General features: G+C 72.6%; 23 protein-coding genes. 10 read left to right on the top strand and 13 right to left on the bottom strand.

The features are described from left to right. The first annotated feature begins 9 nt into the window (after positions 1–9). Positions 10–2,109, top strand: a complete 2,100-nt coding sequence (locus tag IW256_RS39360) for a PQQ-dependent sugar dehydrogenase (protein WP_197015779.1) — start codon at positions 10–12, stop codon at positions 2,107–2,109. A gap of 85 nt (positions 2,110–2,194) precedes the next feature. Next, positions 2,195–3,142 carry a LamG-like jellyroll fold domain-containing protein gene (locus tag IW256_RS39355; protein ID WP_197015778.1) on the top strand — a complete coding sequence of 316 codons (948 nt, stop codon included), beginning with the start codon at positions 2,195–2,197 and terminating at the stop codon, positions 3,140–3,142. 39 nt (positions 3,143–3,181) lie between these two features. Here the strand turns inward: IW256_RS39355 and IW256_RS39350 are convergent, their stop codons facing one another. From IW256_RS39350 to IW256_RS39340, 3 genes are all read right to left on the bottom strand, one after another. After that, a complete protein-coding gene (locus tag IW256_RS39350) occupies positions 3,182–4,000 on the bottom strand; it encodes a hypothetical protein (RefSeq protein ID WP_197015777.1) in 819 nt (272 codons plus the stop codon). 101 nt (positions 4,001–4,101) lie between these two features. After that, a complete protein-coding gene (locus IW256_RS39345) occupies positions 4,102–4,302 on the bottom strand; it encodes a DUF397 domain-containing protein (RefSeq protein ID WP_197015776.1) in 201 nt (66 codons plus the stop codon). Further along, positions 4,299–5,114: a helix-turn-helix domain-containing protein gene (locus IW256_RS39340; RefSeq protein WP_197015775.1), complete on the bottom strand. Its 816-nt coding sequence runs from the start codon at positions 5,112–5,114 to the stop codon at positions 4,299–4,301. Before IW256_RS39340 ends, IW256_RS39345 begins: the two co-directional genes overlap by 4 nt. A gap of 132 nt (positions 5,115–5,246) precedes the next feature. Between IW256_RS39340 and IW256_RS39335 the strand changes: the two genes are divergently transcribed. Beyond that, positions 5,247–5,738, top strand: coding sequence for an ATP-binding protein (locus IW256_RS39335; RefSeq protein ID WP_197015774.1), 492 nt, complete (start codon positions 5,247–5,249; stop codon positions 5,736–5,738). Positions 5,739–5,746: 8 nt separating this feature from the next. Here the strand turns inward: IW256_RS39335 and IW256_RS39330 are convergent, their stop codons facing one another. Further along, on the bottom strand, positions 5,747–6,793 hold the full coding sequence (locus IW256_RS39330; protein ID WP_197015773.1) for a rod shape-determining protein: 1,047 nt from the start codon (positions 6,791–6,793) through the stop codon (positions 5,747–5,749). Positions 6,794–6,983: 190 nt separating this feature from the next. Continuing rightward, positions 6,984–7,508: a hypothetical protein gene (locus IW256_RS39325; RefSeq protein ID WP_197015772.1), complete on the bottom strand. Its 525-nt coding sequence runs from the start codon at positions 7,506–7,508 to the stop codon at positions 6,984–6,986. A gap of 102 nt (positions 7,509–7,610) precedes the next feature. Here IW256_RS39325 and IW256_RS39320 point away from each other — a divergent pair, with 102 nt between their 5' ends. Further along, on the top strand, positions 7,611–7,991 hold the full coding sequence (locus IW256_RS39320) for a hypothetical protein (RefSeq protein WP_197015771.1): 381 nt from the start codon (positions 7,611–7,613) through the stop codon (positions 7,989–7,991). A 173-nt stretch (positions 7,992–8,164) separates the two neighbouring features. Further along, complete coding sequence (locus tag IW256_RS39315) at positions 8,165–8,827, top strand: DUF5701 family protein (protein ID WP_197015770.1); 663 nt, start codon at positions 8,165–8,167, stop codon at positions 8,825–8,827. A gap of 42 nt (positions 8,828–8,869) precedes the next feature. On the opposite strand, the gene IW256_RS39310 is transcribed toward IW256_RS39315, so the two are convergent. From IW256_RS39310 to IW256_RS39290, 5 genes are read right to left on the bottom strand one after another with little or no spacing between them, the layout of a single operon-like run. Continuing rightward, positions 8,870–9,106, bottom strand: coding sequence for a hypothetical protein (locus IW256_RS39310; RefSeq protein ID WP_197015769.1), 237 nt, complete (start codon positions 9,104–9,106; stop codon positions 8,870–8,872). A gap of 29 nt (positions 9,107–9,135) precedes the next feature. Further along, positions 9,136–10,656: a serine/threonine-protein kinase gene (locus tag IW256_RS39305; RefSeq protein WP_197015768.1), complete on the bottom strand. Its 1,521-nt coding sequence runs from the start codon at positions 10,654–10,656 to the stop codon at positions 9,136–9,138. Positions 10,657–10,679: 23 nt separating this feature from the next. Next, positions 10,680–11,786, bottom strand: a complete 1,107-nt coding sequence (locus IW256_RS39300) for a family 2 encapsulin nanocompartment cargo protein polyprenyl transferase (protein WP_307829357.1) — start codon at positions 11,784–11,786, stop codon at positions 10,680–10,682. A gap of 41 nt (positions 11,787–11,827) precedes the next feature. Further along, on the bottom strand, positions 11,828–13,195 hold the full coding sequence (locus IW256_RS39295) for a family 2B encapsulin nanocompartment shell protein (RefSeq protein WP_197015767.1): 1,368 nt from the start codon (positions 13,193–13,195) through the stop codon (positions 11,828–11,830). A gap of 30 nt (positions 13,196–13,225) precedes the next feature. Beyond that, entirely contained in the window at positions 13,226–14,650 is a 1,425-nt protein-coding gene (locus IW256_RS39290; protein ID WP_307829356.1) for a family 2B encapsulin nanocompartment shell protein, read from the bottom strand. 312 nt (positions 14,651–14,962) lie between these two features. Between IW256_RS39290 and IW256_RS39285 the strand changes: the two genes are divergently transcribed. Next, a complete protein-coding gene (locus tag IW256_RS39285) occupies positions 14,963–15,286 on the top strand; it encodes an ArsR/SmtB family transcription factor (RefSeq protein WP_197015766.1) in 324 nt (107 codons plus the stop codon). 68 nt (positions 15,287–15,354) lie between these two features. Here IW256_RS39285 and IW256_RS39280 read toward each other — a convergent pair whose 3' ends face one another. Further along, positions 15,355–15,879, bottom strand: a complete 525-nt coding sequence (locus IW256_RS39280; RefSeq protein WP_197015765.1) for a LapA family protein — start codon at positions 15,877–15,879, stop codon at positions 15,355–15,357. A 454-nt stretch (positions 15,880–16,333) separates the two neighbouring features. Here IW256_RS39280 and lpdA point away from each other — a divergent pair, with 454 nt between their 5' ends. Together lpdA and ddaH are read left to right on the top strand one after the other, a co-directional pair. Next, a complete protein-coding gene (gene lpdA, locus IW256_RS39275) occupies positions 16,334–17,737 on the top strand; it encodes a dihydrolipoyl dehydrogenase (RefSeq protein WP_197015764.1) in 1,404 nt (467 codons plus the stop codon). 214 nt (positions 17,738–17,951) lie between these two features. Beyond that, on the top strand, positions 17,952–18,821 hold the full coding sequence (ddaH, locus tag IW256_RS39270) for a dimethylargininase (protein WP_337959967.1): 870 nt from the start codon (positions 17,952–17,954) through the stop codon (positions 18,819–18,821). Between the two features lie 66 nt (positions 18,822–18,887). On the opposite strand, the gene IW256_RS39265 is transcribed toward ddaH, so the two are convergent. Next, the gene (locus tag IW256_RS39265) at positions 18,888–20,225 is read right to left on the bottom strand and encodes an MFS transporter (protein WP_307829355.1); all 1,338 of its coding nucleotides are present in this window, start codon (positions 20,223–20,225) and stop codon (positions 18,888–18,890) included. A gap of 151 nt (positions 20,226–20,376) precedes the next feature. Between IW256_RS39265 and IW256_RS39260 the strand changes: the two genes are divergently transcribed. Then, a complete protein-coding gene (locus IW256_RS39260; RefSeq protein ID WP_197015763.1) occupies positions 20,377–21,450 on the top strand; it encodes a hypothetical protein in 1,074 nt (357 codons plus the stop codon). Here IW256_RS39260 and IW256_RS39255 read toward each other — a convergent pair. Beyond that, positions 21,428–22,873, bottom strand: a complete 1,446-nt coding sequence (locus IW256_RS39255) for a WS/DGAT/MGAT family O-acyltransferase (RefSeq protein WP_197015762.1) — start codon at positions 22,871–22,873, stop codon at positions 21,428–21,430. The two genes, IW256_RS39260 and IW256_RS39255, sit on opposite strands and share 23 nt — an antisense overlap. A 268-nt stretch (positions 22,874–23,141) precedes the next feature. Here IW256_RS39255 and IW256_RS39250 point away from each other — a divergent pair, with 268 nt between their 5' ends. Further along, the gene (locus IW256_RS39250) at positions 23,142–23,819 is read left to right on the top strand and encodes a uracil-DNA glycosylase (RefSeq protein WP_197015761.1); all 678 of its coding nucleotides are present in this window, start codon (positions 23,142–23,144) and stop codon (positions 23,817–23,819) included. Positions 23,820–23,889: the final 70 nt, after the last annotated feature.

The following is a 23,889-nucleotide window of genomic DNA, read 5'->3' as shown; positions in this document are numbered from 1 at the left end:
ACGGCCGGAATGACCAAACTGAGATGGTCCATACCGACGACCCTCGCCCTCGTGGCGGGCCTGCTGGCGGCGATGCCGGCCTCGGCCCGCGACACGGGCCCGATCAAGGATCCGATCCCGGACGACCCCGCCCCCTCGGGGCTGGGCCTGGTCGTGGAGGAGATCGCCCAGCTCCCCAAGTCCGAGCCGACCCCGCCCGAGCTGGTGGTCGACCCGCGGCTGAAGCGGCACAACCGGATCAACTACGTCGGTGAGCTGCCCGACGGATCCGGGCGGATGTACGTCCCCGACCTCAACGGCAAGCTGTACTTCCTGGACAAGAAGACCAAGACCCCCAAGCCCTACCTGGACGTCGGCGCCACCTTCGCGCCGGACTTCTTCTCGGCCCAGGGCCTCGGGCAGGGCTTCGGCTTCGTGACGTTCCACCCCGAGTTCAAGAAGAACGGCAAGTTCTACACCGTCCACGTCGAGGCCGGGAACGCGCTCACGACCAAGAAGCCCGACCTCACGCCGCAGCCCCGGACCGCCTACCACGGCGTGGTCGACGAGTGGACGGCGGCGGACCCGGCGGCCGACGCGTTCCAGGGAACCCGCCGCGAGATCCTGCGGGTCGGGTTCTCGGGACGGATCCACGGCATCCAGCAGATCGACTTCAATCCCAACGCCCGGCCGGGCGACGCCGAGTACGGCAAGCTCTACCTCGCGGTGGGCGACGGCGGCAACGGCAACGTCGGCGACAACGGCGGCGACCCGCAGAACCTCGCCGTCCCGCAGGGCAAGATCCTCAGGATCGACCCGGCCGGGAACGACAGCGCCAACGGCAAGTACGGCATCCCGGCGGACAACCCGTTCGCGGGCCAGGCCGGCAAGGTCGGCGAGATCTACGCCTACGGCATGCGCGACCCGCACCGGTTCACCTGGGACCGCGGCGCCGGCAAGCGGATGTTCCTCGCCCACATCGGCGAGCACGCGATCGAGTCGATCCACGACATCCGCCCGGGCAGCAACCTCGGCTGGAGCGAGCGGGAAGGCGCGTTCACCTTCGACAAGGCCGACCGCTGCTTCCTGTACCCGCTGCCCGAGGACGACGCCGAGAACGGCTACAACTACCCGGTCGCCGCGTACGACCACGACCCGCCGCCCGGGCACTCCTGCACGTCCGACAGCGGCCACGCGATCTCCGGCGGCTTCGTCTACCGGGGCGCGCACCTGCCCGCGCTGCGCGGCAAGTACCTGTTCACCGACATCGTCGACGGCCGGCTCATGTACACCGAAGAGCGGGAGATGAAGCTCGACCCGGCCGGCCGGAACCGGGCGCAGATCTACTCCCTCCAGGCCTACGACACCTCCGGCACGCCCGTCACCATGCGCCAGCTGGCCGGTGACAACCGCGTCGACCTGCGGATCTCCGCCGACGGCAAGGGCGAGCCGTACCTGATCGCCAAGGCCAACGGCAAGATCTGGAAGGTCGTCGGCACCCGGCAGTTCGCCGACTGCAAGACCGTCCCGGTGCGGGTGAGCGACGCGACGGCCGAGCGGGACTGGGCGCCGGTCACCCCGTCCAAGTGGCGGTTCCCCGGCGACGAGGTCGTGCTGGCCGAGGCGGGCGCCGAGCGTCCCGGACCGCGGCGGCCGTTCGAGTACGCGGTGCTGCAGAAGGGCCCGGTGCTCGGCTCGAGCCAGGTGGACGCCAAGGTCCGGCTGGACACGCCGGTCGAGATCACCAACCGCGATGTGATCATCGTGTTCGGCCACAGGTCCGACACGGAGTTCTACTACGCGCACCTGTCCACCGACAACGCCATCTACCCGCACAACGGGATCTTCGCCGTCGACAACGCCGACCGGCTGCGGATCGACCAGCAGTGGAACGGCAACCGGCAGGTGCCGCACGGCGCGCCGCCCGCGATCACCGACGCGAACTGGCACGACGTCCGCGTCAAGCACTGCGCCGGCACCGGTGAGATCGCGGTGTACCTGGACGGCTCGCGCAAGCCGCTGATGACGGCCGTGGACACCACGTTCGGCTCCGGCCGGGTGGGCTTCGGCTCGTTCGACAACATCGGCCGCCTGCGCGACCTGACCGTGACCGGTACCCGGGCCTCCTGACCCGGCCTCTCCACCCACCCCCCATCCTCCGGGCGGGCGGCCCGCACCGCCGCCCGCCCGGAGGAGCACCCCCAAGGAGCCGACCATGATCGTTCGTCGCCTGCCGACGGCGCTCCTGACCGCACTGCTCGGTGCCACGCTCGCCGCCGTCCCGGCCCAGGCCCAGGACCGGGGCGTGGACAAGGGCCCGGACGTCTTCCCCTCGCTCAAGCCCAACCTCGTGGGCTACTACGACTTCGACCACCCGGTGCCCGGGAACCCCGCCAAGGAGCGCGACCGCGGCCGTTCCGGCACCGACATCGACCTGATCAACGGCGGCGCGGCGATGCGCGTCCAGGACCGGGCCCACCGCCGCAGCGGCGGCGCCGTCCAGTTCGGGCAGGTCAACCCCACCATCGCCGGGAACGACGACTGGAAGGCGGGGATCTTCTCCCCGACGGGGGTGCCCTCGCTGCGCGCCTACAACGCCGGACGCGGTGCCACGGTCATGGGCTGGTTCAAGATGACCGGCACCAACCCCAGCCCCAACTCCACCACCGCCGACCCGAACGACATGTTCAACGCGGTCGGCCTGGCGGGCGTGCTGTCGGGCGGTTCCAACGGGCACGACGTGCGCGCCCTGCTGGAGCTGATCAACGTCAACGGCAAGCTGCACGTGGTCGCCCTCGGCCGCCGCCTCGACGGGGGCAACTCGCAGACGTTCGCCGCCGAGGAGGACTGGCGGAGCATCCTGCCGACCGGCACCTGGGTGCACCTGGCCGCCACGTTCGACTTCGACGACGGCACCATGGCGCTCTACAAGAACGGCGAGCCGCTGCCGGGCTTCTACACCCGCGCCGACGACCCGTGGAAGCTCGAGGGCGACCCCGAGCCCGACCTCACCAGCCCGACCGACCCGGCCGGCATCAAGATCGGTGGAAGCTTCCCGCAGAACACCAGGGAGCAGAACCCCTGCAACTGCCGGATGGACACGCTGATGTTCCTGGACCGGCCTGCCACCGCCGCCGAGGTCAAGCACCAGTACCGCCGCTGACTCCCGGCCCGCCCCCCGCCTCCCGCGCCCGGCCCGCGATCACTCCACGTCGATCGCGGGCCGGGCATCCAGCCGGTCGAAGTACAGGTCGGGCTCGTCGAGCATGTCGGTGAGCCCCGGATACCGGTAGGCGACGGCGAGCGGAAGCCAGGCCAGGAAGTCGCCGTAGCCGCCGCAGATCGCCTCACCGCCGTCCCCGCCGCACAGGACGCGGGGGTCGGAGGTCAGCTCCAGATCGTAGGGGTCGCGGGCGATCGACAGCCCGAACGGGCTCCCCGCGCCCGGCTCCCCGCCCCGGTCGGACCCATCGGTTCCACCGGCTCCACCGGCTTCACCGGGAAGCCGTCCGGCCGGGCAGTCGTCGCCCCAGCGGAACAGCGTCCCGGTGCCGGCGCCGCAGGCGTACTCCCACTCGTCCGGGGTCAGCAGCCGCGTTCCCGTCTCCGCCAAGAGGGCGGGCACCTCCTCCGGCCCGCGCCCGGTGAACACCACCGGCTCCACGGCGACCAGTGTCGCGGGCACCCGCGCCGCCCGGCGGGGACTGGTGACCGACGCCAGATACTCACGCAGGTCACCCGGCAGTCCGTACTCGTCGGCGCTCTGCTCGTACGAGGCGCGCTGGGCCTCGGTGGGCTCGAACCGCTCCGGATCGAACCCGACCTCGGTGTCACCCCCGGGCACGAGCGCGAACCGCCGCCCGTCCCGTTCGAAGAACGCCCGGCGCACCGGGCGTCCCGCGTACTCCGCCCGCGTGACCTCGACCAGTTCCGCCGCCGCCCGCCGGGCGACCTCACGCGCGTACCGGACGGCCTGCTCGTCGGACATCGCCGTCCACTCGGACCCCATGTGCCACCGCATGCGCGCCAGTATCGGGCAGGCGTCGGACAGAGAGCATGCGGTGGAACGAGCGGGTGGTCGCGGCCGGCTCCCGGCCGTGGCGGCCTGCCGGCCGCTGCGCCCTACCGGTCGTAGCGGCCGGCGCGGATGTCGGCCAGCAGCGCGCTCATCCCGGTGCGCGCCACCAGCAGGACCGGCCCGGACGGATCCTTGCTGTCGCGCATCCCGACCGAACCGGGCACGGGGGCGACCTCGACGCAGTCACCGCTTCCGGCATGGCTGTGGCTGCTCTTGCGCCACCGCGCGTTCGAGAACTCGTTCATAGGCTCTCTCGAATCTCCTTAATCAATCGAGCCGTTTCTGTGGTGCTCAGTGCCGCAGATCTGGCCAGATCGTAGGTTTCGTCCATGCCTCTGAGGATGTCGGGATCCTCCAGCATGCGCCCCGCTCCGCTGGGGGCTTCAACATAGGCGATGTCGCCGCCTTCCGCGAGGGAAAGCAGTTCGAATCCGCCGCTGAGTGCAGCGTATTCCGCCGTGTCACCGGGTACGACCTGAACCAGAATATTGGGCTTGGCCATATCTACCTCAATGCGGGCAAGCTGTTCTTGCATGACGTCCTTTCCCCCCACCACGCGCCGCAGCGCGGCCTCGTCGACGACCACCAGCAGGCGGGGGGCGCCCATGCCGTCGAGGATGGTCTGCCTGCGCATCCGCTCGGCCACGATCTCCTCGACGTCCGCCCGGTACGGCCCGGACATCACGATCGCCCGCGTGTACGCCTCCGTCTGGAGCAGGCCGACGACCAGCGTGGGCATGTACGCCCTGATCTGCGTGGCCTCGGCCTCGTACTCCCCCAGGGAACGGGCGGTCGCGGGCAGCCGGTCGCGGGCGGCGACCTCGTAGTGCTCGGCGAAGTACTGGCTGCCGAACGCGGCGTCCAGGAGCCGGGCGATCTTCTCGTCCGGGGATTTCTGGGCGCGTTCCAGCTTGCTGAGGTGGCTGGGACTGCAGGCGATCCTTTCCGACAGATCGTCCAGGGACCAGTTCCGCGACTCGCGCAGGGTGCGGATCTTCCAGCCGTAATGCTCAGCGAACGAATTGTTCGGATTGAGCGGGTTTGGCGGGCGCCCCATTCCCCATGCCCCTCTCCATGATTGTTTCCGGGTCCGGTCGAACAGAAAACCCGCTTACGACGCTACGGGAAGTAAGCGACCCTGAGGAGGAGAACAGCGTGAAAAGCCGCGCATTACTGCAAGGACCCAGCCGTGATCCCATTCTCCGTCGATCTTCCCGCGGACCTTCCCGGTTACGGGCTCGTCCTCCCCGGCAGCACCGCGGCGCCGTCCGCGGCGCGCGCCCTGGTGGCGGCCGCACTGGACGAATGGGGGCTGTCCGCCCTGGACGGCGACGCCGACCTGGTGGCCTCCGAGCTGGTCACCAACGCCGTGCTGCGCTCACCCCGCGCCGCGTTCATGATCGTGCTCCACCCCTCGCACGAGGTGGAGCTGATGGTGTGGGACGAGGCCCCGGGCCGGCCGCGCGAGAAGCGGGCCGACCCGATGTCGGACACCGGCGGCCGCGGCCTCTTCCTCGTCGGCGCCGTCTCCACCGCCTGGGGCTGCCGGCCGGTGCCGGGCGGCGGCAAGATCACCTGGGCCCGGCTGGGTCCCAAGCCCAAGGAACCTCTGGACGACGCCCTCGCCCCGGCGGGCGGGCACGATGTCCCCTACCGGACACCGCGGTCGCTGAACGGATGACGTGACCGTCAGAACGCGGCCGTACGGTCGGGCGGCGTCCAGCCGGGGTCGTACCCGCGGAACGGCCGGAGGAGTTCCGCCGCGCCCGTCACGGTCGCGTCCGCCGCGTTCGGCGCCACCCGGGCGCACAGGCCCGTCTCCTCCTGGACCAGCTCCTCCAGCCGCGGGAGGCGGGCGCCGCCGCCGGTCAGCGTGATGCCCGCGGAGATGAAGTGCCCGGCCATCTCCGGAGGGCAGTCGGCGACCGCGGCGTGCACGGCCCGGACGATCGCCGCGAGCGCCGGCGCGATGGCGGCGTGGACCTCGTCGGAGGTCAGGACGGCCGTGTTGGGCAGGCCCGTCCGGACGTCCACGCCGTGCACGAGGACCTGGCGGTCGCGCACCGCGATCGCCGAGCCGACCGACAGCTTGGCCGCCTCCGCCGTGACCGGCGCGATCACCAGGCCGTACTCGCGCCGGGTGTGGGCGATGATCGCCTGGTCCATGGTGGAGCCGCCCACCAGGGCCACGTTCGAGCTGAGCAGCTCGCCGGAGAGGACCACGCCGACGTCGGTCACGTGGGCGCCGACGTCGGCCACGATCGCCACGTCCTCGCCCTCGGCGGGCAGACCGGCCCCGGCCGCGGCGGCGATGGGGGTCGGCACGACGGTGAGCCGCCGCGCGCCCGCCCCGTAGGCCACCGCCCGTACGGCGCCGAGCTCCACCTGGTTGATGCCGCTGGGCACGGTCACGGCCATCCGGGGCTTGGCCATGTGGCCGCCGCGCAGGTGGGAGCGCAGGAGCGCGCGCAGCATCCCCTCGGTGTCCTCGGCCTCCGCGGGCACCCCGTTCCGGATGGGGTGGACGAGCCGGACGCCGCGTTCCCGGCCGGCCAGCGCCAGCGCGGACGTACCGGTGGCCAGCACGCGCCCGGAGTCCCTGGCGCGTGCGACGGCGGACGGCTCGCTGGCCACGATGCCGCGGCCGTCCACGTGGATCCGGACCGTGGCGCTGCCGAGATCGATCGCGGTGGCGCGGCACGGGAAGTCGCTCAGTCGTGACAATGCGAGACGCATGCTGCGGCCTCCCCGAGTTGAGCGGTTACCAGGCGCTTCGCCCGGCTTGTCCAGAGGTCCCTCCTAACCTTGACCCTGTCTGCTTTGCCCTAACACCAGGGGTGATCCCTGGAATGGCAAACGGCGGGCCGGTGGCGGGCACCGGACGGAGGCCGCCGCGCGGCCGGTTCCCGGCCGGTCCCGGCCGCCGTCAGCCGCCCGGACGCGGCGGCAGGGGCACGAGCTCGGGATCGCAGAGGCGGCATCCCAGCCGGCCCTCGTAGATGTCGTGGACGGCACATCGCTCCAGCTCCGCGGGCGGCGGGGGCACGCGCCAGTCGCCCCAGGCGGCGGGCCGGCGAACGGGGACCGGCGCGGGAAGGCCCGCGACCATCGCGCGGTAACGGCGCAGGTCGCCCTGCGCGTACGGGGGGTCGTAGGCCAGCCGGTCCCAGCCGTACCGGGTGAGCGCCTTGTCAACGACCTCAAGGAGGAACGCCTTCTCCTCCGGCCAGTCCTCGGTCCAGGGAAGCTCGCTCAGGTCGAAGCCGTCGAAGCCCCGGCCTATGCGGTGACCGTCGGCCAGATGCAGGACGAGGTTCCGCTGCCAGGGCGTCTCGGCAAGGGCGCAACCGGCCAGGGTGAGAACGTCGAAGAACACGTCCGTGCTGCCGTTGGACAGGTAGAGGAGGTGTTCGGAGGCACGGGTCCCGTATGCGGTGAACCTGTTGCCCATGTGCCACCGCCCGTCCCGCGGCCGGCGAGGGGACACGGACCGCACGGCGAGGCTACCCGAGGCCTCTGGCCACCGGCCGGGCGCCATGATGCACTGGGGGGCATGACAGATCCGATGACCATGGCCATCGCGACGGCGATGGCGGGCAAGGCCGTCGAGGTCGCCGGAGAACCGGCCCGGGAGGCCGTCGCGGCGATGGTGCGCAAGGTCCGCGAGAAGTTCCGTGGCCGGACCACCGAGGAGGCGGTGCTGGAGGGCGTCATCGCCCATCCCGATTCCCCCGAGCGGCTGTCGGAGCTGCACGAGGCCATCCGGCGGGCGATCGCCGAGGACGCCGCGTTCGGCACCGCGCTCGAATCCCTCTGGAACCAGGTGCGGTCCGATTCCACCGCGACGGAGGACGGGGTGGTCAACAACTTCAGCGGCCAGGCCGGGAAGGTCGTCCAGATGAGGGACGTGCACGGCGGCCTGACCATCGGCTGATCCCTAGGTGAGAGTCCCGGCCTACGGCGCGCGCTCGCGCGCTGGCCGGGGCCGCTTCGAGACAGGCCCTGGCCGCCGGGCATCCGGCGGCCAGGGCCTGTCTCGCGGGAATGGGACGCTTTCTCTGTATGTTGTACGGAGTAATGGCCCGTTCCTGGCAGAGAGGCGACCGCATGACGCTCCACGGATTCGACGCCGCCGGCGAGTTCGACCGCCAGCTCCGCACGCTGCTCGACCGGGGATACCACCGGATGGCGGGGCTGGACGGGGAGGACTTCGCCGGCCTGCTGGCCCCGCTGCGCGCCACCGCGGCGGCCCGGGCCGGGGAGATGGCACCGCCGGACGAGGGACGGGCGCCGTTCGTCCTGGTGGTCACGCGGGAGCTGGCCGCGCCCGAGCAGGCCGTCACGCTCACGACCCTGGCCGGCAGGTCCAGGCCGGGGATCGTCGACCGCCACTTCGCCGAGGGCGAGCTGGTCCGGTTCGTTCCGGTCAAGGGGATCGAGATCCCCGACGCCCGCGCGTACCTGCTCTTCGGCATCGAGCGCGGCGAGGAGTTCTGCGGCGCCGTGCCCGAGGACGCCATGGCGGCCATCGCCGGACGCGGCCGCACCCTGCTGACCGTCGAGGAGGGCGTCGCCCTGGTCACCCACTTCCCCGAGGTCCTGGCCAAGAACAAGTGCTTCTCGCTGGGCGGATCGCGCTGCGGAGACCGCCGGGTGCCGGCGATCTGGATCAGCGCGAACGCGCCCAAGCTCGGCTGGTGCTGGGCCGGGAACCCGCACACCTGGCTGGGCATGGCCTCCGCCGCCGGCCGGGACGGAACCCTGGGCTGATCCGCACCGGCGCGCGCTCCCCCGGCCGGCCCGCGCCGCCGGTCAGGGCCGGCGGGAGGCGGCGCCCTCGGGCCGTACGTGGTGGGGCTGGAAGCACATGGTGGTCATGCGGTCGTCCTTGCACGCCAGGCAGAGGTAGGTGCGATGGCCCCGCAGGCCCCGGCCGCGCCCGGCGCACGGCGGGCACACGCAGGGCGACCAGCCGACGATGACGCGCCCCGGCGCGAGCCGGTGCCCGTGCGGGCACAGGAAGGGAACGTGGTCGAAGGGCCTGTCCACGCCGCCACTCTAGTCGAACATACTGTCGACTAACGCATCGCGTAGCAGTAGTTGGACTTGCCCTTAAAGTAGTGGCGGGCGCGGGCGTCCTTGAACCGCCAGCGGCAGCCCGCGTCGCGCTGTTCGGCGGTCAGGTACATGAGGTCGCCCTTGCGTTTCACGCAGTACGCGCCCGGACGCGGTGAGTCCTTCCATTCCACCCACTCCCAGCCGAGCGACTGGCAGTACTCCGTGAAGTGGCCCGCGCCCAGCTCGACGCGCTGCTTCGGTGCCTGGGACGGGCTCTTCGTGGCGCGGGCCGTGTTCTCGGACGCGGACACGGTCGCCGACCGCGAGGCTGACGGGGACGCCGTCGTCGCGCGAGGGCGGGACGGTTTCCCGCTCGCGGGGCGTTCCGCGCCGAGGCTCGCGGCGGCCTGCGAGGCCGCGGCCGGCGTGGGCGGGGCGTCCGGCGAGCCGTCCCGGGTGAACAGGTGAACGCCCGCCGCCGCGATGACGGCCACCGCCACCGCACCGACCCCCAGGAGAACGGCCCGGGACCGTCCGCGTCCGGCCGGCGCGGCGGGACGGGGCAGGGTGGTGGCGTCGGCGCCGGCCGGCCCGACCGGGCCCATCGGCTTCGCCTGGCCGTGCCCAGGAGGAACGGTGCCGGCGGGAACCGGCGGGAGGGCCGGCGGGGCCGGCGGGGCGGGCGGAGGGGCCTCCGGCGCACGGCCGGTGCGGCGCACCAGGCGGTCGAGGACCTGCTGCGCGGTGGGCCGGCCTGCGGGGTCCTTGGTCAGGCAGGCCGCCAGGAGCCCGCGCAGCGGCTCCTCCACCCGGCCGAGGTCGGGCTCGCCGTGCGCGATGCGGTTCAGGACGATCGGGATCGACTCGTTGCCGAACGGCGGGTGCCCGGTGGCGGTGAACACCATGGTGGAGGCCCAGGCGAACACGTCCACGGCCGGGCCGATCGCGCCCGGCTGGAGCTGCTCGGGCGCCATGTAGGCGGGCGTGCCGACGGCCCTGCTGACCATCGTCTGGGCGCCGGACAGGGCCCGCGAGATGCCGAAGTCGACGACGCGCGGCCCGTCCGGCCCCAGCAGCACGTTGTGGGGCTTGAAGTCGCGATGCACGACCCCGGCGTCGTGCAGCGCGACCAGCGCGGTGGCCGTGGCGACGGCGAGCCGGTCGAGGGCGCTGCCCGTACGAGGCCCCTCGCGCTGCACCACCTCGTGCAGCGACGGCCCGTCGACGTACTCGCTGACGATGAAGGGACGGTCGCCCAACATGCCCGAGCCGAGCACCTGGGCCGTGCAGAACCGGGCGACCTGCTGGGCCGCGGCCAGCTCGCGGGCGACGGTGCCGCCCAGGGACGGCTCCCCGGCGACCGGCGTGTGGAACAGCTTGATCGCCACCAGATCGCCGCCGGTCTCGCCCGTGCCCGGAGCGCTCCGGGCACGGGCGAGGTAAACCACGCCCTCGCCGCCCTCACCCAGCCGGCCGAGCAGGCGGTGGCCGCCGAGGGTCTCGGGATCGCCGGGTCTCAGGGGGTGGGGTGGTCGCGGCACGCGAGAACTATAGCGACGGACGCTCAGTGATCACGGGCGATCACCAGACGGGCCAGGGCGCGCAGCTCACCGGCCGCGGGGGCCCGCGGCCCGGCCAGTTCGAGATGCGCCAGGGCCTCCTGGAGGCACTCGGCCGCCCGGCGGGCGGCCCAGCCGCGCCCGCCGGCCGCATCCACCAGCTCCGCCGCCCGGACCGCCTCGGCGGCGGTCAGCCCGCCGTCGCGCCGGTACAGCCCGGCCAGCTCGCCGCCCGCGGGACCGCCGGACGACAGCGCCGCCACGACCGGCAGCGACTTCTTGCGGCTGCGCAGGTCGGCGTGGACGGGTTTGCCGGTGACGGCGGGATCGCCCCAGATGCCCAGCAGGTCGTCGACGAGCTGGAAGGCCAGGCCGAGCCGCGTACCGAAACGGCGGTAGTGGTCGAGCCGTTCGGGCGGGGCGCCCCCGTAGGCGGCGCCGATGGCGCAGGCGGCGCCCAGCAGGGCCGCGGTCTTGCCCTCCGCCATCTCCAGGCACTCCGCCAGGGACACGTCGGCGCGCCGCTCGAACGCCAGGTCGGCGCTCTGCCCCTCCACCAGGGCGAGCACGGCGCGGGCGAGCACCCGGACGGCCTGCGGCCCGGCGGCGTGGCGGCCGTCGGCGATCGCCTCGAAGGCGCAGGCCAGCAGGGCGTCCCCGGCCAGGATGGCGGAGTTGCGGCCGAAGACGCTCCAGGCGGTCGCCCGGTGGTGCCGGGTGAGGTCGCCGTCCATCACGTCGTCGTGCAGCAGCGAGAAGTTGTGCGCCAGCTCCACCGCCACGGCCCCGGGCAGGGCCGAAGAGGCGACGCCGCCCGCGGCCTCGGCCGTCAGCAGGACCAGCGCGGGCCGGATCCGCTTGCCCCCGCGCGCCTCGGCGGGCCGGTCGTGCTCGTCCCGCCAGCCGAAGTGGTACGCGGTGATCCGCCGCATGGACTCGGGCAGGTAGGCGATCGTCTCGCGCAGCGCGGGATCGACCAGCCGCCGGCTCCAGTCCAGCACCTCGGCCGCGGACCGCGCGGCGGGCGCGCCGCCGGCCGCGGAGTCCGCCACCGCGGCCGGCGGCGCCACCCGGCCCGCGGCCGGCCCGTCCGTCATCGTCTTCCTGGTCACGGTCTCCCCCGTCGCCTCCGCTCCCGCAACCGTCTCACGGGTCACCGGGCGACCTCGACGTTCTCCAGTACGCCGAGCGCGTCGGGGACCAGCACGGCCGCCGAGTGGTAGGCGCTGACGAGATAGGACAGGATCCCCTTGCCGTCGACGCCCATGAACCGCACCGACACGCCGGGCCGGACCTCGTCCTGGAGGCCGGTCCGGTGCAGGCCGATCACGCCCTCGTCGGCCTCGCCGGTGCGCATGCACAGGATCGAGCTGGTCCCGGACGGGCTGATGGCGATCTTGTCCGAGGGGAAGATGGGGACCCCGCGCCACGCCTGGACCCGGGCCCCCTCGTGCGTGATGACCTGCGGGTAGATCCCGCGCCTGGTGCACTCGCGGCCGAACGCGGCGATCGTCCTCGGGTGGGCGAGGAAGAACCGCGACTTGCGGCGCCGGGCCAGCAGCTCGTCCAGGTCGTCGGGGGTGGGCGGCCCGGACCGGGTGGGGATCCGCTGCCGCAGGTCGGCGTTGTGCAGCAGCCCGTGGTCGGGGTTGTTGAGCAGGTCGTGCTCGCGGCGTTCCAGCAACGCCTCGACGGTCAGCCGGACCTGCTGCTCCACCTGGTCCATGGGCTCGCTGTAGAGGTCGGCCACCCGGGTGTGGACGCGCAGCCTGGTCTGCGCCACGCTCAGCTCGTACTCGCGCGGCGCGAGTTCGTAGTCGACGAACGTGCCCGGCAGGACCGGCTCGCCGTCGTGACCGGAGGCCAGGTCGATCGCCGCCTCCCCGCTCGCGTTGGACGGGGGCGCGGGAGCGCGCTCGTACTCGGCCAGATGGGCGCGCAGGGACTCCGAGCGGGAGGTCAGCTCCGCGATGTCGGAGGCGGCCAGCACCAGGACGGTGACCGGGGTGACGGCCCGCACCGAGTACTCCCAGGAGCCGTCCGTCCCGAGCAGCGCCCGGTCGCCGACGAACCGGCCGCCGGCCAGCACGCCGAGGACGTTCTCGGCGCCGTACTCGCCGGTCCCGACGCGGCTCACCTTGCCGTGCGCGACCACGATGACCCGGTCGAGGGGGTCGCCGGCCGCCACGATGACCTCACCGGGGGCGTACTCGCGCTGGACGAAACGTGCCGCGATCCCCTCCAGCACGCCGGGGTCGTCCAGGCCGCGCAGCGGCGGCAGTTCGGCCAGTTCCGCCGGGATGACGCTGATCTGCGAGCCGGTGTTGACGCAGGTCACCAGCCCGTCGCCCAGGTTGTAGGTCAGGCGCCGGTTCACCCGGTAGGTGCCGGCCGACACCTGGACCCACGGCAGAAGGCGCAGCAGCCACCGCGGGGAGATGCCCTGCATCTGCGGGACGGACTTGGTCGTGGTCGCGAGGTTCCGCGCCGCGTGCGTGCTGAGACTCAGTCGCTCGGTCATGAGACGTGCCCTCCTCCCCTTTCCGGCGGCTCAGAGCGCCGCGCCGTCGGCGCCGTGCGCGATCTCGACGCTCTCCAGCACCGCCAGCGCGTCCGGGACCAGCACGGCGGCCGAGTAGTAGGCGCTGACCAGGTAGGAGACGAGGGCCTTGTCGTCGACGCCCATGAACCGCACCGACAGGCCCGGCTGGACCTCGTCCTGCAGCCCGGTCTGGTGCAGGCCGATGACGCCCTGCGCGGCCTCGCCGGTGCGCATCAGCAGGACGGAGCTGGTGCTGGTCCGGCTGATGGGGATCTTGTTGCAGGGGAACAGCGGGACGCCGCGCCAGGCCGGGACGCGGTGGCCGTTGACGTCCACGCTCTCGGGGTACACGCCGCGCCGGCTGCACTCGCGCCCGAACGCCGCGATCGTCTTGGGGTGGGCCAGGAAGAACGCCGGGTCCTTCCAGACCAGGGTGAGCAGCTCGTCCATGTCGTCGGGGGTGGGAGGCCCGGAGCGGGTGTGGATCCGCTGGGTGGTCTCGGCGTTGTGGAGGAGCCCGAAGTCACGGTTGTTGATCAGCTCGTTCTCCTGGCGCTCGCGCAGCGCCTCGATGGTCAGCCGGAGCTGCTGCTCCACCTGGTCCATCGGCTCGTTGTAGAGGTCGGCCACCCGGGAGTGGACGCGCAGGACGGTCTGCGCCACGCTCAGTTCGTACTCGCGCGGCGCCGGCTCGTAGTCGACGTAGGTGCCCGGGAGGACCGGCTCGCCCGAGTGCCCCGACGCCACCTCGATGGCCGCCTCGCCGTAGGGGTTCAGGCTCCGGTCGGGGCCCTCCAGGAACCGGGCGACGTGCGCCCGCAGCTCCTCCGACCGCCCGAGGACCTCCTGGAACTCGTCGCGGGTGAGGATCAGCACGGTGCAGGCGGTCAGCGCCTTGACCGAGAACTCCCACTCCTGCTCGTCACCGGCCAGGGCCCGGTCGCCGAAGAAGCCGCCGCCGGCCAGCACCCCCAGCACGTTCTCGTCCCCGTACTCGCCGGCGCCGATCTTGCCGGCCTTGCCGTGCGCGATCAGCACGACCCGGTCGGCGGGGTCGCCGGACTCCACGATGAGGTCGCCGGGTTCGTACTCCTCCTGGGAGAACCGGCCGGCCAGCGCCTCCAGCACCGGGTCGTCGTCGAACCCGCGCAGCGGGGCCAGCTCCCCCAGCTCGCGCGGGATGACCTGGATGTCGGCGCCCGTCGTCACGAAGGTGACCCGGCCGTCCCCGATGGTGTAGCCGAGCCGCCGGTTGACGCGGTACGCGCCGCCCGCCGCGCGGACCCAGGGCAGCAGCCGCAGCAGCCAGCGGGTGGAGATGCCCTGCATCTGCGGGACGGACTTGGTCGTCGTGGCGAGGTTCCGCGCCGCCGCGGTGCCGAGGCTGAGCTGTCCGCCGGCCGTCTGCTGTTCCGTCACGTGCTGTTCCGTCACGATCCACACCACCGATTCTGTTTTCGCGCCGAGGTAGCGGTCTGCTGGGGGGCCATTTCCGGGAGGGAAGGGCAGGGTCGAAGGGCCGGAATTGAGAGAAAGGTGGAAAAGTGTCGCGGGAGACGGAAGAAACGCCTGCTCCGCCGGGAAACTCCCGCGCCGTGGGCAACGCTACATAACGTGACTGGCGAGTCACAATGCGATACTTTTCTTACCTTGGGGAGCCCCTACAGTCGCCCGCGCGTAGCGGTCGCCGGTCACCGCGCCGGGCGGGCCCGTTCCACGGAGGGCGCGGGATTACATACTGAAGCCATGTCTTCAGCGTTCGCCGTCCTCGCCGAGCCCACCCGCCGCAGGATCCTGGACCTCCTCCTGGAACGGCCGCGGCCGGTCGGCGAGCTGGTGGAGCGGCTAGGGCTCACCCAGCCGGGAACGTCCAAGCACCTGAAGGTCCTGCGCGAGGCGGGCCTGGTCCACGCACGCCAGGAGGCGCAGCGCCGCGTGTACGAGCTCCGCCTGGAGCCGCTGGCCGAGATGGACGCCTGGCTCGCCCCGTACCGCCGGGCCTGGTCGTCCCGGCTGGACGCACTGGAGGACCACCTCGACCGGCAGGACGATCCGCCCGGCGACGACTGATCCCGTCCGGGCACTCCGGGCACGTTTTCTCGGGCGGTCTCCTCAGGCGGTCCGCCGCCTTGCGGCTCCTATGACTCGGACAGGTCCGCGGTGTCGCCGGGCCCGCCGCCCTTGCGCGTGCCCCTGCCACTGCGCGTGCTCTGGCCGTTGCGCGTGCCCTGGCCGTTGCTCGCCCGCCGGACGGCGCCCTCGTCCGCCGCGTGGTCGGCGGCCTCGTCCTCGTCGGGGAGCGTGGGGAGCTTCTGGGTGCGCAGCGGGTCTTCGAGCGGCACGTCCTCGGGGATGGCCACCAGCGCCTGGGTCACCTGGGCCTCGCGGGTGATGACGCCGCTGGCCAGGACGGTGTTGCGATGCCGCAGGGAGCCGTTCTCGCGCAGCAGGTCGTCCACCTCCCTGCGCAGCCGGGACATCCGCTTGCTCATGCGCAGATGGACGGCGAAGCCGCCGAAGGCGATGCCGAGGATGAAGCCCGCCAGCAAGGGCATCCACAACGCGGCCACCGCGGCGGCCACCAGGGCGGTCACCGCCGCGAGCGGGCCCGCATGCCCCTCCACCCAGTCAAGGACGGTGTTGACGGGCTTGGGAATCCTCACTCGCCTTCTCCTCCATTGTCGTCTCGGCCCGGCCGGGAGCCCCTCTCCGGGGCCGTGCGGCGTGCGGGGGCTGGAACGAGGCCGCCACCGCGTCCTCGTCTCTGGTACGTCCGGCGTGGGCATGACCGGCATGTCCGTGACATCCGGTACGTACCGGGCCGGTGGTCCGCCTCGCGTCCACCCGTCCCGTACGGCCGGTGGCCTGCCCGACTCCGCATGAACGTCGCGGCCTGGCGCGCGTGTTCCACACCGGGCTGAGCTTCGCGCCACACGCGTGCCCGCCCCGCATCACGCGGGTCCCACGAAACATTAACAGCAAGTCACGAAGGATCCTGAACGGCCGCCGGCCGGTCGCCCGCCGTACCCGCCGGCCGTCCCCGGGCACCCCGTGCCAGGCGTCACACCGGCCGGGTCGGGATGCGAGCACCACCCGCCGCGGAATATCGTCACAAGAATGAGCAATCACTTTGACGTCGTGGTCCTGGGCGCAGGTCCGGGCGGATATGTCGCCGCGATCCGGTCGGCACAGCTCGGGCTGAAGACGGCGATCATCGAGGAGCGGTACTGGGGCGGGGTCTGCCTGAACGTGGGCTGCATCCCCTCCAAGGCGCTGCTGCGCAACGCCGAGCTGGCGCACATCTTCACCCACGAGGCGGAGAAGTACGGGATCAAGGCCGAGGGGCCGGTCTCCTTCGACTACGGCAAGGCGTTCCAGCGCAGCCGTGAGGTCTCGGAGAAGCTCGTCAAGGGCGTGCAGTTCCTCATGAAGAAGAACAAGATCACCTCCATCGACGGCCGCGGCACGTTCACCGACCCCAACACCCTCCAGGTGGCCACGTCCGGCGGCGGCACCGAGACGGTGACCTTCGACCACTGCATCATCGCCGCCGGGGCGCACACCAAGCTGCTGCCGGGGACCTCCCTGTCGGAGCGCGTGGTGACCTACGAGGAGCAGATCCTCAGCTCCGACCTCCCGGAGAGCGTCGTCATCGCCGGCGCGGGGGCCATCGGCGTCGAGTTCGCCTACGTCCTGCACAACTACGGCGTCAAGGTGACGATCGTGGAGTTCCTGGACCGCATGGTGCCCAACGAGGACGCCGACGTGTCCAAGGAGCTGGCCAAGCGCTACCGCAAGCTCGGCGTGGACGTGCTGACCTCCACCCGGGTGGACGCGATCGACGACTCGGGCGACAAGGTGAAGGTCACCGTCACCGGCAAGGACGGCGAGCAGCGGGTGCTGGAGGCCGACAAGGTCCTGCAGGCGATCGGCTTCCAGCCGAACGTCGAGGGCTACGGGCTGGAGAAGACCGGGGTCAGGCTGACCGACCGGGGCGCCATCGACATCGACGGCCGCTGCCGCACCTCCGTCCCGCACATCTACGCCATCGGCGACGTGACCGCCAAGCTGATGCTGGCGCACGCGGCCGAGGCGATGGGCATCGTCGCCGCCGAGACCATCGCCGACGCCGAGACGATGGAGCTCGACTACGTGATGATCCCGCGCGCCACGTACTGCCAGCCGCAGGTCGCCAGCTTCGGCTGGACCGAGGCGCAGGCCCGCGAGCAGGGCTTCGAGGTCAAGGTCGCCAAGTTCCCCTACAGCGCCAACGGCAAGGCGCTGGGCATGGGCGAGGGCGACGGCTTCGTCAAGGTGATCAGCGACGCGAAGTACGGCGAGATCCTCGGCGCGCACATGATCGGCCCCGAGGTCACCGAGCTGCTGCCCGAGCTGACCCTGGCCCAGCAGTGGGACCTGACGGTGCACGAGGTCTCCCGCAACGTGCACGCCCACCCGACGCTGGGCGAGGCCATGAAGGAGGCCGTGCACGGCCTGGCCGGGCACATGATCAACATGTAGCCGGATCCGGCGGCCGCCCCCCGGCGGCCGCCCCCGGCGGGGCCGTGCAACGAATCGCCGTCCCACCCTCCGCACAAGCAACGAAACACCAGGTCAGCGCAAGATCGGCGGATTGGATCCGGCCCTCGCGGTTTCTAGGCTTTCGATCGTCACCCATCGGGATCGTCTGAGACCTGGAGACCGCATGACCGTCTCGCCGGCCATGGAACCGGCCATGGAGCCGACCGGTGCCCGCATCGCCTCGCCGGCCCTGGAGCCGTCCGGGCGGGTGGCGCTGCGGCGCCACTACCTGATGTGCCGCCCGGACCATTTCGCCGTCACGTACGCGATCAATCCGTGGATGGACCCGGCCGCGGGCGCCGACGCCGCGCTGGCCGTCCGGCAGTGGGAGTCCCTGCGTTCCGCCTACCTCGCGCTCGGGCACCGGGTGAGCCTGATCGACCCCGTCGAGGGCCTGCCCGACATGGTCTTCGCGGCCAACGGCGCGCTGGTCGTCGGCGGCCGGGTGTACGGGGCGCGGTTCGCCCACCCCGAGCGGGCGGCCGAGGGGCCGGCGTACGCGGACTGGCTGCGGCGCAACGGTTTCCCCGACGTCCTGGAGGCGGCGCACACCAACGAGGGCGAGGGCGACTTCCTGGCGCTCGACCACGTCATCCTGGCCGGCACCGGTTTCCGTACGGACCTGGCGGCCCATCAGGAGGCGCAGGAGTTCCTCGGCCGCCCCGTGGTGACGCTGCGGCTCGTCGACCCGCGCTTCTACCACCTGGACACCGCGCTGTTCCCCCTCGGCGGCGACAACGTCGCCTACTACCCGGGGGCGTTCTCCTCGGGCAGCCGGGCGGTGCTGGAGCGGCTGTTCCCGGACGCCGTCATCGCGAGCGCCGGCGACGCGGCGGTCCTCGGCCTCAACGCGGTCTGCGACGGCCGCAACGTGGTGGTCAACGCGGAGGCGGCCGGGCTCATCGAGACGCTGCGGCGGCACGGCTACCACCCCGTCCCGGTGGACCTCTCCGAGCTGCGCAAGGCGGGCGGCGGCCCCAAGTGCTGCACCCTGGAGCTGCGCGAGGCGCCCGCCCTGGCGTGACGCCGCCCGTCGACCTGCGGCGAGTCGTCGTATGACCGGGTGGTCAAGTGAGCAACTCGCCGCAGGTCAACGTCCTGGGGTGCGGGCCTCGGCGCGGCGGCGGCGGAGGGAGTCGCGGAGCGGGGGCACCCGGACGCCCTCCTCCGCCATGCGGCGCCGGGCCAGGGCCCGCGTCCGGAGGACGCCGGCCAGGCCGACCGTCCAGAACAGGATCTGCACCGTCCACGCGGCACGGAACGCCTCGGGGGTGAATTCGCGGCCCGGCGACATCACGTCCAGCACCACGCCGACCAGCAGGATCGTGACGAGGGCGGCGACGAAGCCGCCGGCGTTGACGATGCCGGTGGCCGTGCCCTGCCGCCCGGGCGGGTTGAACGTCCGGGCGAAGTCGAAGCCGATCATGGAGCCGGGCCCGCCCATCGCGACGCACAGCACCAGCACGACCAGCAGCCAGGTCGGGGCGGGCGGCGGCCAGGCCAGCGTCACCGCCCAGGCGGTGATCATGAGTCCGACGATGCCGAGCACCAGCCACGAGCGGCGCAGCGGGTGGCGGGCCACCAGCCCGCCCACCAGCGGCCCGGCCACCATGGTGGCGAGCACGAAGACGGTGAGCAGCGTGCTGGCCGCGGCCGAGGACAGGCCATGGCCGGACACCAGGTACGGGAACCCCCACATCAGCGCGAAGGTGTTGGCCGGGAACTGCGTGACGAAGTGCGACCACAGGCCCAGCCGCGTGCCGGGGTGGCGCCAGGCGGCGGCGAGGTTGCGGCCCACGTCCCCCAGGGACGGCGCGGGGTGCCGGTCGGCGCCGGGTGGACCGTTCCGAAGGACGGCCAGGGCGAGCACGCCCACCAGCACGCCGAGCGCGGCGGCGGACCCGAACGCGGTAGTCCAGCCCGGCCCGTGCAGCAGGGCGACCAGCGGGACCGCGCTCAGCACCTGCCCCAGCTGCCCGAGCAGCCCGGTGAGCTGCGTGACCACCGGGATCCGGCGGGGCGGGAACCAGCGCGTCACCAGGCTGAGCACGCTGATGAACGTCATCGCGTCGCCCGCGCCCACCAGGACGCGGGCGAGCACGGCGCCGCCGATGCCGGTGGAGAAGGCCAGCAGGGCCTGGCCCGCCGCCATGAGCAGCGCGCCGCCGGCCACCATCCAGCGGGGGCCGACCCGGTCCAGCAGGAGACCGACGGGCACCTGGAGCCCGGCGTAGACCAGCAGCTGGAGGACGGTGAACGAGGCGAGCATCCCGGCCGAGGCGCCGAACCGGTCGGCGGCGTCCAGCCCGGCCACACCGAAGGACGTGCGCTGCAGGACGGCGACGACGTACGCCAGGATGCCGACGGTCCACAGGATCCAGGCGAGGGCGGGGACACGGGTCGTACGGGGGTTCTCGGGGGGTTGCACGTGTATCGACGATATGCGAGGCCCTTCCGCCCGGAGCCGCCGGACCCGGCGCGGGGCCGCGTTTGTGGCCCGTTCCACTTGTGGTCTTCGCCACGGTCTTCACCACGGTCTTCACCACGGTCTTCACCACGGGCGCCGGTACGGTCGGGCCATGGAGTTCGGCACTGAGTGGCGGAAGGTCCGGGAGTTCCTCAACGGCAACCGGCACACGCTCGGGGCGTCCGCGAGCGCCCTGTACCCGGAGCTGCCCAGGGTGGAGGACACGCCGCTCCTGACCCGGCCGGAATGGATCCCCGGCACACCGCTCCCCCTGGAGTCGATACGGCTCCGGTGGAACCCGCGCCCGGCACCGCCCGCCGTGACCGGCCCGGACGAAGGGCTTCCCCCCGGGCACCGCACCTACGCCGAGGCGATCGAGGCCCTGGCGCCACCGGCGGTGTTCGAGGACCGCCCCACCTACCGGCTGCTCGACGCCGACCTGACCGGTGCCGCCCCGTCCCTCGCGTTCGGCCCCGCCACCTACTTCGACGCGCTGAACGTCGGCGAGGCGGCGGCGCACGAGCTGGCCGCCGGTGTGGCCATGGGCCGGCCCGCCGGGACGGAGCCGCCCCTGCGGCGGCGCGTGGGCGATCCCCGCGACCTCTCCCGCCGTACGGCGGCCCTCGCCATCACGACGCTGACCGTGACCAGGTCCGGTTCGTACCTGCTGCACTGGCGGGACCCGGCGAAGGTCGCCCACGCGGGCGGCCTGCACCAGGTGGTCCCGGTCGGCGTCTTCCAGCCCGTCCGCGGCGGGCGCGGGGGACCCGGCGGCGACACCGCGGACCTGGACCTGTGGCGGTGCATGGTCCGGGAGTTCGGCGAGGAGCTGCTGGGGATGGCCGAGGACTACGAGCCCGGCTTCGACCAGGAGGCGTGGCCGTTGCACCGGGCACTGAGCGCGGCCCGCGCGGACGGCCGGCTCACGGTCCGCTGCCTCGGCCTCGGCGTCGACCCCCTGACGTTCGCCGTGGACGTGCTCACGGTCGCGGTCTTCGACGACACCGCGTTCGGCGAACTGTTCGGCGGCCTGGTACCGGTCAACGCCGAGGGCCGGATCACCCGCGCCCCGTTCGACGGAACGGCCCCCTCCCCCGTGCAGCCCGCGGGCGCCGCGGCGCTGCGGCTGGCCTGGCGGCACCGCGCGGCCCTGGGGATCGCGGTCAGGAGCGGGCGAGCGCCTTGAGCTCGTCGACCGCGTCGACCAGGTGGTCCATGAACTCCGACGGGTCGGGGATCAGGTCGCGGCAGGCGACGATGCCGACGTCCACCTTCCCGTTGTAGGAGAAGACGGTGATGTTCACGCCGCCGCTGACGTCGGTGACCACCGAGATCGGGTAGTAGCCGAGGACCTTCGCCCCGCACAGGTAGAGCGGGAACTGCGGGCCCGGCACGTTGGAGATGATCAGGTTCATCGGGCGGACGGTGAGGCTCGGCAGCGCCTGCATCGCCAGCCGCGCGACCGGGCCCGCCAGCGGCGCCGGCACGATCGCGCTCAGCTCCCGCACCCAGCTGCCCGAGGAGGCGGCGAACCGCCGCTTGCCCAGGTCCAGGTCGCGCCGTACGGCGGCGTACCGCTCGACCGGGTCGGCCAGGTGCGTGGCCAGCGGGGTGGTCATGATCGAGATCTGGTTGCCGGGCACGTCCCGGGTGCCGTTGCGGCGCAGCGAGACCGGGACGCCCACGACCAGCGGCCCGTCCGGCAGCTCGCCGCGCTTGTCGAGCCACTGCCGCAGCGCGGTCGCGCACAGCGCCATCACCACGTCGTTGACGCTGCCGCCCAGCGCCCTGCGGATCTCCTTGACCTCCGCCAGGTCCAGCTCGCCGTAGGCGACCGAGCGGTGCGGGCCGATCGGCCGGTTGAACGGGGTCGGCGGGGCGACCGTCCGGGGCGCGCGCGGCACCTCGTCCCGGCCCAGCGCGCCCTGGACCAGGTGCGACATCCGGCCGACGCCGGGCAGCTGCGACACCCCGGGGACCTCGTCGAGGTACGGGGCCGCGCGCGCCACCGACAGCGCGCTGCGGACCGGGTGCAGCGCGGCCCGGAGCAGGCCCGTGCCCAGCATCCCGGCCATGCCGGGGGCGCGTTCCGGCTCGGTCTCGTCGGCGGGGCACTCGCGCGGTTCGGGTGACAGGTCGAGCAGCGCCGCGAGGGTCTCCGCCGCCATCACACCGTCGATCGCGGCGTGGTGCGCCTTGACGTACACGCCGGTCCGGCCGCCCTCCAGGCCCTGGATGAGCACCATCTCCCACAGCGGGCGGTTACGGTCGAGGGGCCGTTCGTGGAGCATCGCGACCGCGTCGGCGAGCTGGTCGGGGGTGCCGGGCGAGGGCAGCCCGATCTCCAGGACGTGCCGCGCGGGGTCGAAGTCGGGATCGTCCTCCCAGTAGGGGTGGTCGAGGCCCAGGGGGACCTGGACGAGCCTCTGCCGGAGGGGCAGCGCGGCGAGGTGAGCCCGTTCCCGTACCAGGTCGACGACGGCGGGGACGGTGAGCCGCCCGCCGGGGCAGAGCACGGAGTCGACGATCGCCAGGCCCGCGATGTGCGCGTGCGTGGTGCTCGTCTCCGCGTTGAGGAAGGTCGCGTCAACGGTGGTCAGCTGGCTCATGGTCGTCCCGTCGTCAGCAGATCTGGGTGCGCTGGCCTACCTCTCTAGGAGTTACGGAGTACCAGTGCGTAGGTCAATGCGGGCAATTCAGAAGTAACTCAAGTAACACCGACTTAACGGCACTTTTCACCCCGTTCACCGAGCTCCCCCCGACACCCCACGGCAACCTTCCCCGCTGCCCGACCCGCGGTGGTCAGAGAAGTTCACCGGTATGATCAAGTTTTGTTCGGTGAACGGTTCCATGATCGCGGCATTAGGCTGTGCTGCCATGACGGGACGACCACTCGCGGACATCGTCGAGGCCGGCTGGGCCAAGGCCCTGGACCCGGTGGCGGGACGGATCACGGCCATGGGCGACTTCCTGCGCGCCGAGGTCGCCGCAGGCCGCCGCTATCTCCCCGCCGGTGATCGTATCCTCCGGGCGTTCACCCAGCCCTTCGACGAGGTCCGGGTGCTGATCGTCGGCCAGGACCCCTACCCCACCCCGGGCCACCCGGTCGGGCTGAGCTTCTCGGTCGCCCCCGACGTGCGCCCGCTGCCCGGCAGCCTGATCAACATCTACCGGGAGTACTGCCAGGACCTCGGCCACCCCCAGCCGTCCAACGGCGACCTCTCCCCCTGGACCGCGCAGGGCGTCCTCCTGCTCAACAGGTCGCTCACCGTGATGCCGGGCCGGCCCAACTCCCACCGCGGCAAGGGCTGGGAGGAGGTCACCGCGCAGGCCATCCAGGCCCTCGCCGCCCGCGGCAAGCCGCTCGTGGCGATCCTGTGGGGCCGCAACGCCCGCGACCTCAAGCCGATGATGCCGGGCGTCCCCTGCATCGAGTCGGCCCACCCGAGCCCCATGTCGGCCGATCGCGGGTTCTTCGGCTCCCGCCCGTTCAGCCGCGCCAACCAGCTCCTGCAGCAGCAGGGCGCCGCGCCCGTCGACTGGCGCCTCCCCTGACCTGAACGCGGCGGCCCCGGGCGGGACGGCCCCGGACGGGGCGGCCCGGAGCCGGCCGGATGATCCTCGT

It is taken from the genome of Actinomadura viridis (assembly GCF_015751755.1).
Taxonomy (GTDB): domain Bacteria; phylum Actinomycetota; class Actinomycetes; order Streptosporangiales; family Streptosporangiaceae; genus Spirillospora; species Spirillospora viridis.
Note: the sequence above shows the minus strand (reverse complement) of the source record. Positions and strands in the feature narration are given on the sequence as shown.